Genomic DNA, 11,947 nt, shown 5'->3' with positions numbered 1-11,947 from the left:
CTATCTTCTAAGTCTCTCATCATCGCTATGATAAAAAACAATTTTGTACAAAACATTTTTGTCAATAACAATAATTGATATTCCTATGCCAGAAACCAATCAGAAAGATAATTTAATTCAGTGCATATCTGAACCATATTCTCCTTACAGTGTCTTTACGGCACAAGAATGGGCTCAATTTCGTGCGGATACACCGCTTACTTTAACCTTTGATGAAATTAAACGTCTACGATCTATTGATGATCCCATTGATCTTGAAGAAGTACAACGCATTTATCTATCTCTATCTCGTCTTTTATTATCTCACGTTGAAGCAGTACAGAAACTCTTTCAAAAGCGTCAACAATTTTTATATCAAGAAAATACTCATAAAACGCCTTTTATTATTGGAATTTCTGGCTCCGTTGCTGTAGGAAAATCAACCACTGCACGCATTCTTCAAGAACTTTTGAAACGTCGGACATCCCACCTTAAAGTTGATCTCGTTACAACTGATGGCTTTCTTTATCCTAACGCTATCCTTCGACAAAAAAATCGTATGAATCGTAAAGGTTTTCCTGATTCTTATGACCTTAAGAAATTATTAAACTTTCTGGCCTCTGTAAAAGCTGGCATTGGGAATATCCCTGCACCGCTTTATTCACATTTGACTTATGATGTTTTAGAAAATCAAAACATTATCATTGATCAGCCCGATATTTTAATTGTTGAAGGTCTCAATGTCCTTCAAGCCAATAATTTTTCTAAAGATGGAAAAATTGTACCTTTTGTTTCAGATTTCTTTGATTTTTCAATCTATGTGGATGCTGAAACAGAGATTATTCGCTGCTGGTATTTAGAACGTTTCAAACGTCTCCGTAAAACAGCTTTTCAAAATCCTGATTCTTATTTTCATCGCTATGCGCATTTAAGTGAAGAAGAAGCTACTCAAATTGCTGAAAATCTCTGGCGTACAATTAATCTGAAAAATTTACAGGAAAATATCCTACCAACGCGACCACGAGCCAATCTTATTCTGAGGAAAGGAAAAAAACATTTGGTTGAATATGTCGCACTTAGAAAACTATAAGGAAAAATAAATATGCCACAACACCAAATTAATTTCACGACAACACGCGCTGATAATAGCGTTCCTGTTTTCTTAATTAATCAAGAAGATCTCACTAATTTATCGTTTGATGCATTAACATCTGCATGGATAAAAGCTAATGACTTCATAGGAAAATCAGGACAAATGTTATTTGTCCCTCACGAAAATGGACACCTTAAAAAAATCTTATTTGGACTGGGAAATGGTGAAGAGCCTTTCATTACAGGTCTCTTAGCAAACAATCTCCCGACTGGCCACTGGCATTTAGAAGGACCAGCTGCAAATGACATAAATGCTTATATTGGATTAGCATTAGGAAGTTACCAATTTAACCATTATCGTCAAAATCCTTCCTTAAAATCGTTATCTATCTACGTGCGTGACACAATTGATTTTGATGAGCTCAAACGAATTTATGAAACTGTCTTTTTGGTTCGCGACCTCATCAATATTCCAGCCAATGATATGAATCCTAATGCTCTCGAAAAAGCAACGCGCGAATTAGGGCACACTTATCACGCTCGTGTTACAAGTATTTGCGGCGATGAGCTCTTAACACTCAATTTTCCAATGATTCATGCTGTGGGACGTGCAAGCAGTGTCGCACCACGACTCATCGAATTAGAATGGGGACAAGAAAATCATCCTCTCATAACATTAGTTGGTAAAGGAGTGACCTTTGATACCGGTGGATTAGATATCAAATCAGCAAGCAACATGCTATTAATGAAAAAAGATATGGGTGGTAGTGCACATGTTTTAGGACTTGCTAAACTCATTATGGATGCAAAGCTGCCTTTCCGTCTTCGTGTTTTGATCCCAGCAGTTGAAAATGCAATTTCTGGCAATGCGCTTCGGCCAAGTGACATTCTTCAAAGCCGTAAAGGTTTGAGTGTTGAAATTGGGAATACAGATGCAGAAGGTCGGCTTATTCTTGCTGATGCACTGACTTATGGAGATGAAAGAAAACCACAATACATGATCTGTATGGCCACTTTAACAGGAGCAGCTTATGTCGCATTAGGCCCAGATCTCCCAGCATTTTATTGCAATGACACATTATGGGCACAAAAAGTCTCTCAATCAGCTGATGCTGTTGCCGATCCGCTGTGGCAAATGCCTCTCTGGCACCCCTATAAAAAAGCCTTATCATCACCTGTTGCTGATCTCAACAATATAACCAATCACAGCTTTGCCGGATCTATAACTGCCGCTTTATTTCTTAATTCTTTTGTTGAAAAAACAGAACGTTTTGCACATTTTGATATTTATGGATGGACACAAAAGGAAAAACCTGGTTATCCTGTTGGCGGATCTGCGCAGGTGATCCGCGCCCTTTATAATCTTTTCAGAAATTCAGGCTCATAATGACACATGAAATTTCGCAATCATATATACCTCAAAACAACCTTACAGACAAAAATCTCGAAAGAAAACGCGTTAATATGTCTGTAGCTGGTTTGTTTAAGAATGATAGCACAAAAAGTGAAAGACAAACAGAATGTCTTTTTGGAGAAGAACTCCTCATTCTTGAATATGGAGAAACAATGTCTTTGAGCAAATTGCTCAAAGACAACTATGTGGGATATGTTGAAACAAAAGCTCTTTGTACACCAACCACGAAACAAACACATATCGTTTCAGTTCCTCGTACTTTTCTTTATTTACAAGCTGATTTACGAGGACCAGCAGAAATGGCCTTGTCTATGGGGAGTAAGGTAAGTGTTGTTGATGAAACAGAGGTTCGTAATACAATGTATTCTATTCTTGACGATGGAAAATCTATCGTTTCATGCCATCTCAAACCCATTGAGCATGTATTTGAGGATTATGTTTCTGTCGCTCAAACTTTTCTCCATACACCTTATTTTTGGGGTGGGATCAGTGGTTTTGGTATTGATTGTTCAGGATTCGTTCAAACATCCATGCTAATGGCTGGTCGAATAGTTGCACGAGATACAGCAGCACAGAAAAATACTATAGGAACTCCTCTTACAGAAAGTGATAGCCTTCAACGAGGTGATCTTATTTTTTGGGAGGGGCATGTCGCTATTATGTTTGATGACAAAAACATCATTCATGCAAATGGTCATTCTATGAATGTAGCAATTGAACCTTTGGAAGAGGCGATCACACGTATTGCAAAAATGCATGAATATCCTGTCGCAAGACGTCGACCAATTTAATAATATAATAATCATTATCTAAGAAGACTATAGAATGTAGAACACAGCATTCTAGTTTTTTGTTTTTTACATTTAAAACCTCAAATTTTTATATCTATTTCTCTTTCATTTTATCATAATTCTTAAGATTGTTCAGATCTCCTTAATGAGCACTATGTCATATTTTAAATAAGATTTTTGAGTCTGTTTCTCAAATCCTACGATGAAAATATATAAAATAGAGGTTTAAGTATGAAAGCTTCAATTTGGCTTCGATTTTCAGTCCTTTTATCCTGTCTATTAATGATAGGAATATTTTTATTCGGTTTTCTTAGTTTGTCACACGCACAAACACCTTATCATAGTCTTGGACCAAGTGGTCTACCACTTCCAAGATTTGCTTCAATTAAACCATCCCGTGTTAATGTGCGTATCGGTCCGGGAAGTCATTATTTTATTGTCTTTACCTATCAAAAACAGGGACTTCCTATTGAAATCATCCAAGAATATGATCAATGGCGTAAAATTCGTGATGCAGAAGGCAATGAAGGATGGATTTATCAATCTCTCTTATCAGGAAAACGAACAGCAATAACGATTCCATGGCAAAAAAATAAAGCAAAAAGACTCTTCTTAAGAAAAGCTCCTATAGAGAATGCAGAACCCCTTGCAGAAATAGAACCTAATGTTATTGGCAACATTCGCAAATGTGATGGACATTGGTGCGAACTTAACATTCGCAATATTCGCGGATGGCTCCCTCAAACACAATTATGGGGAATTTATCCCGATGAAAAATTAAATAATTAAAAAATAAGCCGCATTCTTTCTAATTTCTAATTTCTAATTTTTATTTTTTATCAAATATTTTCATTTTTCAAATCAAGTAACATTCTTAGATTTTAACCGAATGATTAAATCAACATGTGAAATTTCCATACCTTCTGGCGGCTGAGGCAAATTCTTGACAATAGGAACTTCTTCCACATTGTAGGGAATATCAAGAATACGATTTTCATCCTCAATATAGAAATGATAGTGATCAGATGTATTGGTATCAAACCAGGTTTTTGCTCCTTCCACAGCAATAATTCGCAGTAAACCAGCTTCCGTAAATTGATGCAGTGTATTATAAACTGTTGCCAAAGATACAAGTACCCCTGATTTAATTGCCTCCTCATATAATTCCTCAGCGGCGATATGACGATTTCCTTGAGAAAAAATCATATTTGCAAGCTCCAATCGCTGACGCGTTGGCCGCAAACCATTTTGACGCAACTGTTTTGCTAATTCAGACATGATACAATAATTCACAACTTCTTTCTGATCTTTCACAGATCTCACTTTTTCATTCAATGTAAAACCATTTACATTCACTAGCATATTTCAATTGCATCACATTTGCATCTAAATAAAGTTAAAATTAAGCAAATAAATAAAATATAACATATAATTTTTTCATTCTGCATAAGGCAAGCTTTCGTATAAAGATGCATAAAAAAGCTTTTTATCATTAAAAATGGTATAAAATCATTTCCCTCTCTTTTAATTTGCTCTAAAAGTGAGTTAGCAAAAAGCGCAGAAATAAAAATATGTAAAATAAACGGAGTAACAATGACTGAACAAAAGTCTCGCTACACTTATGAAGATCTTCTAAGCTGCGCTCGCGGCGAAATGTTTGGCAAAGGTAACGCACAATTACCAGCACCACCGATGTTAATGATTCATCGAATCACTCAAATCAACGAAACTGGTGGTGAATATAATAAAGGAATGGTTCGTGCAGAATTTGACATCACTCCAGACTTATGGTTTTTTGATTGTCACTTTATCGGTGATCCCGTCATGCCAGGATGTCTTGGTCTCGATGGTATGTGGCAATTAACGGGATTTTTTCTTGGTTGGTTAGGTGAACTCGGAAAAGGGCGAGCTATATCAGCAGGTGAAATAAAATTATCGGGTATGGTAACTCCGCAAAACAAACTGCTTGAATATGGAATAGACTTCAAACGTGTTCGACGTGGAAATTTGGTTTTAGGAATAGCCGATGGATGGATGAAGGCAGATGGAGAGACCGTCTATAAAGCCAGTGATTTACGCGTTGCTTTATTCAAAGAAGGTTGAATACTACTTCAATCAGAAACAACATTTTGTTATTCTATATGAAACAAGGAGGTATAAATGCGTCGAGTTGTCGTAACCGGAATAGGAATTGTCTCCGCAATTGGAAATGAACCTCAAACGGTTTTAACCAGTCTACGTGAAGCAAAATCAGGAATTTCCTATGCTCCGGAGTACGCAGAACTAGGATTTCGAAGCAGAGTTTATGCCAAACCAGAAATTAATATAGAGGAACTGGTTGATAGACGGGCTTTGCGATTCCACGGCCGTGGAACAGCTTGGAATCATATTGCAATGGATCAAGCAATTACTGATGCAGGTCTAGAATCTCATGAAATTTCTAATGAAGATACCGGTATTATTATGGGATCTGGAGGACCTTCAACTCTATCAATCGTTGATGCTGCTGATATTACACGTCAAAAAGGACCAAAACGCGTTGGCCCTTTTGTTGTCCCAAAAGCAATGAGCTCTACAGCTTCAGCAACTCTTGCAACTTTTTTTAAAATTAAAGGTGTAAACTACTCTATTTCTTCAGCCTGTGCGACATCAAATCATTGCATTGGAAACGCCTATGAAATGATACAGTATGGAAAACAAAAACGTATTTTTGCAGGTGGCTGTGAGGATTTAGATTGGACATTATCTGTTTTATTTGATGCCATGGGTGCGATGTCCAGCAAATATAATGACACACCGGAAACAGCTTCACGTGCTTATGATATCAACCGTGATGGATTTGTTATTGCTGGAGGAGCTGGCGTTTTGGTTCTCGAAGAATTGGAATTAGCCAAAGCACGTGGCGCAAAAATTTATGGAGAAATTATTGGTTACGGTGCTACATCTGATGGCTATGATATGGTTTCTCCATCCGGCGATGGAGCAGAACGGTGTATGCGTATGGCTCTTGCAACTGTAAAAAATAAAATAGATTATATAAATCCTCATGCAACAGCAACACCTGTTGGAGATCCTCCTGAAATAGAAGCAATTCGACGTATTTTTGGATCAGGTGATCAATGTCCACCTATTTCTGCTACAAAATCTTTAACCGGTCATTCTTTAGGTGCAGCAGGAGTTCAAGAAGCAATTTATACATTATTGATGATGAAACATAATTTTATTTGTAAAAGTGCTCATATTGAAGAACTTGATCCAGCTTTTAGTGATATGCCTATTGTTCGTGAACGTCTAGATCATCAAGAACTTAATACTGCATTATCAAATACCTTCGGTTTTGGCGGCACCAATGCAACGCTTGTTTTTCAACGCTATACATAAATGTTTTTAGCTAATTGATAACAATATGGTCTTACGGAGAGTAATATGAAAAGTTTGATGGAGGGCAAACGTGGCCTTATTATGGGAGTTGCAAACGACCATTCAATTGCGTGGGGTATTGCTTGCCAATTAGCAAATGCAGGAGCTGAATTAGCATTTACTTATCAAGGCGATGCTTTCGGAAAACGTGTTCAACCACTTGCCAAAAAACTTGGCTGCACATTATTACTTGAATGCGATGTTGAAAAAGCTGAAAATATTGATCGTGTTTTTGAATATCTCGAAAAAGAATGGGGAACTATTGATTTTGTTGTTCACGCCATTGGGTTTTCAGACAAAACACAATTAAAAGGACGTTATGTTGATGTTACAACACGAGAAAATTTTAAACGTACAATGGTAATTTCAGCTTACTCATTCACTGAAGTTGCTCAGCGTGCCGGTAAACTTATGCCTAATGGCGGCGCACTTTTAACATTAACCTATGGAGCTTCACAGCAAGTTGTACCTCATTACAATGTCATGGGTGTAGCTAAAGCAGCCCTCGAAGCTACAGTTCGTTATTTAGCTGCAGATTTTGGTCCTCAAAATATTCGTGTTAACGCTATTTCAGCTGGTCCTGTTCGAACCTTAGCAGGAAATGGTATTGCATCTGCTCGCGCCATCTTTTCACATCAACGTCGAAATTCACCTCTACGCCGCACTGTCAACATCAATGAAATTGGAAAATCTGCTCTTTATTTACTCTCTGACCTATCATCAGGCGTCACAGGTGAAATTCATTACGTTGATTCAGGCTATAATATTATGTCAATGCCAATACTCGAAGAACTAAAGACAAGTGAAGATATTCAGGAAGAATAATAAGCGAAAATTCTAAAAGACAAATTAAGACAATAATCTGCCTTAAGGTAAAATTATAACCTTCACAGTTCAAAATCTCATTTGTAAAAGTAAGACATTTTCTAAAGATTACTTCATCGAAGCTAGAAAACTGGAAATCACTCTGCAGGAGCTTGCGTATCCGATAACTCTTCTTTTGGATTTTGACTATCTGATAATTTATTTATTGGCATTTCTACCCCTGAAGTATCGTTCGAAAAATTCTTCTCTAAAATCTGTTCATTCGATAACTGTTCTGCTGGTATTTGCGGATCTGATGACGGCTTCACCGCAACAGGCTCGTTGACTTCTTTTAATATTTTTGGCTCAACAATTCGCCCTGAACCACCCATCATATTATAATTTAAATGAGAGATAGCCCACCAAGTTCCTCCAATAATAATGAAAACACACGCAGCCGCAAAATACAAAGTTCCCAGATTCCACTTAGCATCTGGTCCAGAATTCAAATGCAAAAAGAAAACAATCTGAACAGTAATCTGAATAAGCGCCATCCCAATTAAATAAATAACTTTTGTGCTAATTGCCCAACTGTCTAAGATGCCGTACATAACGGGAAGAAAAGATCCTAATGTCAAAAAAACAGCGAGAACAAAGCCAATTAAATAGGAAACAGTACTTGGATCATGCACTTTATTATGAGAACTCATTTACAATGCTCCTAACAAATAAACCATAGTAAAAACACCAACCCAAACGATATCGAGTAAATGCCAAAAAATTGACAAACATGCTAAGCGCGTTCTGTTATCCTGATCCAAGCCACAACGACGAAGATGGAAAAACATCACAATCATCCACAAAAGACCAGCACTGACATGAAGACCATGCGTTCCGACTAAAGCAAAGAATGCTGACCAATAAGCAGAAAGAACTTCTTTTCCAAAAATTGGTAAACCTGTTGCAACATCAATTCCTGCATACGCTCGAGAATCATAATAAAATACTTCACTTAAAAGTTCATGGAATTCATAAATTTCCATTCCAATAAAGCAAGCACCAAGCAAAAAAGTTAAAAACATCCAGAAACGTACACCAGCCAAATTACCTTTATGCGTTTGTACCATTACGAATCCATAGGTAATTGATGATAATAATAAAATGGCTGTCTCACCTAAAACAAAGTTTAAATTAATGAACTCATTGCCTGCTTTACCTTCACCATAAGAAGCAGAGAATACTGCAAAACTTGAAAAAAGCGTTGCAAACAAAATCAAATCTGAAAGAATATAAACCCAAAACCCAAATATCATGGTTGAGCTATTATCATGATGATGCTCATCTGATTCAACATGATGCATTGTTACAGAGCTCATGCTTTCACTCCTTGTTCTTTAAGAACAGCTGTAAAGGCATCTTCTGTTTTCTGCACCTCTTCAGCTGGAATATAATAACCATGGTGATTACCGAATAATGAATGATAAAGAATCGTTGCAACAAAGCCAACAAAACCAACCGTTGTGAGCCACCAGATATGCCATACAAGCGCAAAACCAATAATTAATGAGAAAAAGCCTGCAATAACCCCAGCAGGTGTATTTGCTGGCATATGAATTTTTGTAAATCCACTTGTTGGACGCTCAACACCTCTTTTCTTCATATCCCAATAAGCATCTTCATCTTGCACTTCTGGAATGATAGCAAAATTATAAGCAGGAGGAGGTGAAGAAATAGACCATTCAAGCGTACGTGCATCACCCCAAGGGTCATTTGATATTACCGGTAAACGTCCTTTGTGCTTAATGCCGTACCAAATAGCTAAACCTATTTGTAACACAAAACAAAGAATCCCACATAGAATAATAACAGCACCAATTGCAGCAATAATAAACATTGGTTGCCAACTCGGTTCAATATAATGCTGAAGACGACGTGTAGCACCCATCAAGCCAAGAGTGTATACCGGAAAAAAGGCAAGGTAAAAACCAATAAACCAACACCAAAAAGATGCAATTCCTAATATACGATTTGGTTTATAACCAAAAACTTTTGGAAACCAAAAAGCTAATCCTGCCAAATAAGCAAAAACAACACCTCCAATAATTGTATGATGAAAATGTGCAATCAAGAATAATGAATTATGAAACTGCCAATCAGCAGGCACAATCGCCATCAAAACACCTGTTAATCCACCACCAACAAATGTAAAGATCATTCCTAAACACCAAAGCATCGGAGGCTCAAAGCGAATTCGTCCTTTATACATGGTGAACAACCAATTAAAGACTTTAACGCCTGTTGGAACCGCAATAATCATTGTCGCAATACCAAAGAAAGTATTAACAGCTTCACCACCTCCCATTGTAAAGAAATGATGTCCCCAAACGAGAAGAGAAAGAATTAAAATAACTAAAATGGCCCATACCATTGTAGTATACCCAAAAAGACGCTTTGAAGAAAAAGTGGGCACAATCTCAGAAACGATCCCAAAAGCCGGAACAACTAAAACATAAACTTCTGGATGACCAAAAATCCAAACATAATTTATCCACACCATTGGATTTCCACCAGCAGTATTGGTAAAAAAGTTCATCCCCAAATAACGATCCCCTGCAAGCAATGCAAATGTTACAGCCAAAACAGGATAAATAATCAAAATAAGAACATTGCTAACAAAAGCGCCCCAACAAAAAACAGGCATTCTCATCATCGTCATGCCCGGAGCACGCATTTTAATAATGGTCGCTATAAAGTTGATAGCTCCCATTGTTGTTGCAATACCAGAAAGCTGAAGTGACCATAGATAATAATCAACTCCTGTATCTGGACTATTTTGCAATTCTGAAAAAGGAGGGTACATCAACCAGCCACCACGTCCAAAATTACCAATACCCAAAGATACATTAATTAATATTGCTGCCGCAGCTGTAATCCAAAATCCTAAATTATTTGCAAATGGAAAAGCAACATCACGTGCTCCAATCTGAAGTGGGACAAGATAATTGAACAAACCAAATAAAATCGGCGTAGCCATAAAGAAAATCATAATAACACCATGAGCCGAAAAAATTTGATCGAAATGCTCAGGTGGCAAATATCCCGCAGTCTCATCCCCTAGCGCCAAAGCTTGATGAGTTCGCATCATTATTGCATCAGCAAAACCACGAACAAGCATGATAATACCAAGAATAACGTACATAATGCCGATACGCTTATGATCAACTGTCGTAATCCAGTTTCTCCATAAAGCTCCCCACCAGCCCAATACTGTTAAAGCAACACCAGTAACCAAACCACCCAAAACAATCGCAATACATGTGTAAAGAACAATCGGCTCATGTGTCAGTGCATGAAAAGCACCAGCTGTGGGATCTAGAAGTCTTCCAAACATTTTTTTCAAACCCATATCAAATGAATTTCAATTTAAATGAAGCTTATCTGTTAAATAAGCTTCTTTCCTTATTGATATCTTCTAAATAACATCAATATCAAAAACAGAACAAAGTGCACCCCAAAGTGTCTTAGCTGCAGCACGCTTCATTAAGTCTTCATTACATATCGTATTTTCATCAACACATCGATTGACAATTCGATAATAAAGCCGCTCTTCAACAGGTGCAAAATAACGCACTTTAGCATCTTGTTCCTTCGCAATAACATCACCCATACGAGGGGCTATAGAAAGTTGACGATAAGACACACGATCAAGTTTTTGACCATTGGCTCGAACCTTATCAATCCAACGATCAAAATCTTTCAAAGATACAGAATGCCATTTAAAACGCATCCCTGCAAAACCATCACCACTATAATTCGCTGAACTTCCATTAAACACACCTTGCTGATCAGCAATTAAATGCAATTTAGAGTTCATCTGTGGCATAGCATAAAGAACCGTACCAAGCTTTGGAACCCAAAATGCATTAACAGAACTCTCCGACGTCAACTGTAACAGTACTTGACGTCCTTCCGGTGCATAAATTTCATTGATTGATGCAATCCCATATTCAGGATAAATGAATAACCACTTCCAATCGAGAGCAACAACATCCAATTGTAATGGCTTTTGCTCACCAACAATATTTACTGGAAGTGAATTTGAAGGCTCAAGTCTATAAGTATAATAAGCCGTCAATAAACCTAAAACAGATACAATGATAACCGGAATGCCCCACATAAAGGCTTCAATTTTATTGGAATGCCCCCAATCAGGCAAATAGTCTTCTGTTGTATTTGATGCACGATATTTGATGGCTAAATAAACCACTGCAATCATCACTGGAATGACAACGCAAAGCATAACAAAAACACAGACAGCAATCAAAATGAGCTGTTGACGCGCAACATACCCAGCCGGCTGAAGAACATCAATTTTGCAACCAGATAAAAGAAGCGCTCCCGCTAGAATTACAAGCGTTTTTATCTGTTTAAAAACATTTCCCATTTC

General features: G+C 37.3%; 12 protein-coding genes. 7 read left to right on the top strand and 5 right to left on the bottom strand.

Going from position 1 to position 11,947, the window contains the following annotated elements:
• Positions 1 to 124: 124 nt before the first annotated feature.
• From coaA to NPY00_RS01020, 4 genes are all read left to right on the top strand, one after another.
• Positions 125 to 1,069 (top strand): type I pantothenate kinase, encoded by a 945-nt coding sequence (gene coaA, locus NPY00_RS01035; RefSeq protein WP_269020249.1) that lies wholly within the window; start codon positions 125 to 127, stop codon positions 1,067 to 1,069.
• Between the two features lie 12 nt (positions 1,070 to 1,081).
• Complete coding sequence (locus tag NPY00_RS01030; RefSeq protein ID WP_269020173.1) at positions 1,082 to 2,458, top strand: leucyl aminopeptidase family protein; 1,377 nt, start codon at positions 1,082 to 1,084, stop codon at positions 2,456 to 2,458.
• Positions 2,458 to 3,276, top strand: coding sequence for a C40 family peptidase (locus tag NPY00_RS01025; RefSeq protein WP_269020172.1), 819 nt, complete (start codon positions 2,458 to 2,460; stop codon positions 3,274 to 3,276). Before NPY00_RS01030 ends, NPY00_RS01025 begins: the two co-directional genes overlap by 1 nt.
• 231 nt (positions 3,277 to 3,507) lie before the next feature.
• A complete protein-coding gene (locus NPY00_RS01020; RefSeq protein ID WP_269020171.1) occupies positions 3,508 to 4,065 on the top strand; it encodes an SH3 domain-containing protein in 558 nt (185 codons plus the stop codon).
• Between the two features lie 72 nt (positions 4,066 to 4,137).
• Here the strand turns inward: NPY00_RS01020 and irrA are convergent, their stop codons facing one another.
• The gene (gene irrA / locus NPY00_RS01015) at positions 4,138 to 4,638 is read right to left on the bottom strand and encodes an iron response transcriptional regulator IrrA (RefSeq protein WP_329957988.1); all 501 of its coding nucleotides are present in this window, start codon (positions 4,636 to 4,638) and stop codon (positions 4,138 to 4,140) included.
• Positions 4,639 to 4,869: 231 nt separating this feature from the next.
• On the opposite strand from irrA, the gene fabA reads away from it, so the two are divergent.
• The 3 genes from fabA to fabI are packed head-to-tail and all read left to right on the top strand — an operon-like array spanning position 4,870 to position 7,521.
• Positions 4,870 to 5,379 carry a 3-hydroxyacyl-[acyl-carrier-protein] dehydratase FabA gene (gene fabA / locus NPY00_RS01010; protein WP_269020170.1) on the top strand — a complete coding sequence of 170 codons (510 nt, stop codon included), beginning with the start codon at positions 4,870 to 4,872 and terminating at the stop codon, positions 5,377 to 5,379.
• Between the two features lie 57 nt (positions 5,380 to 5,436).
• Positions 5,437 to 6,657: a beta-ketoacyl-ACP synthase I gene (fabB, locus tag NPY00_RS01005; RefSeq protein ID WP_269020169.1), complete on the top strand. Its 1,221-nt coding sequence runs from the start codon at positions 5,437 to 5,439 to the stop codon at positions 6,655 to 6,657.
• A 45-nt stretch (positions 6,658 to 6,702) separates the two neighbouring features.
• Entirely contained in the window at positions 6,703 to 7,521 is an 819-nt protein-coding gene (gene fabI / locus NPY00_RS01000) for an enoyl-ACP reductase FabI (protein WP_269020168.1), read from the top strand.
• A gap of 137 nt (positions 7,522 to 7,658) precedes the next feature.
• Here the strand turns inward: fabI and cyoD are convergent, their stop codons facing one another.
• The 4 genes from cyoD to cyoA form a co-directional block, all read right to left on the bottom strand.
• Positions 7,659 to 8,210 (bottom strand): cytochrome o ubiquinol oxidase subunit IV, encoded by a 552-nt coding sequence (gene cyoD / locus NPY00_RS00995; protein WP_269020167.1) that lies wholly within the window; start codon positions 8,208 to 8,210, stop codon positions 7,659 to 7,661.
• Positions 8,211 to 8,876, bottom strand: a complete 666-nt coding sequence (locus NPY00_RS00990; protein ID WP_269020166.1) for a cytochrome (ubi)quinol oxidase subunit III — start codon at positions 8,874 to 8,876, stop codon at positions 8,211 to 8,213.
• Positions 8,873 to 10,891, bottom strand: coding sequence for a cytochrome o ubiquinol oxidase subunit I (gene cyoB / locus NPY00_RS00985; RefSeq protein ID WP_269020165.1), 2,019 nt, complete (start codon positions 10,889 to 10,891; stop codon positions 8,873 to 8,875). The genes NPY00_RS00990 and cyoB overlap by 4 nt, the downstream gene beginning before the upstream one ends.
• A gap of 81 nt (positions 10,892 to 10,972) precedes the next feature.
• Complete coding sequence (gene cyoA / locus NPY00_RS00980) at positions 10,973 to 11,944, bottom strand: ubiquinol oxidase subunit II (protein WP_269020164.1); 972 nt, start codon at positions 11,942 to 11,944, stop codon at positions 10,973 to 10,975.
• Positions 11,945 to 11,947: the final 3 nt, after the last annotated feature.

The sequence above is a fragment of the Bartonella sp. F02 genome, assembly GCF_026929975.1.
GTDB lineage: Bacteria > Pseudomonadota > Alphaproteobacteria > Rhizobiales > Rhizobiaceae > Bartonella.
Note: the sequence above shows the minus strand (reverse complement) of the source record. Positions and strands in the feature narration are given on the sequence as shown.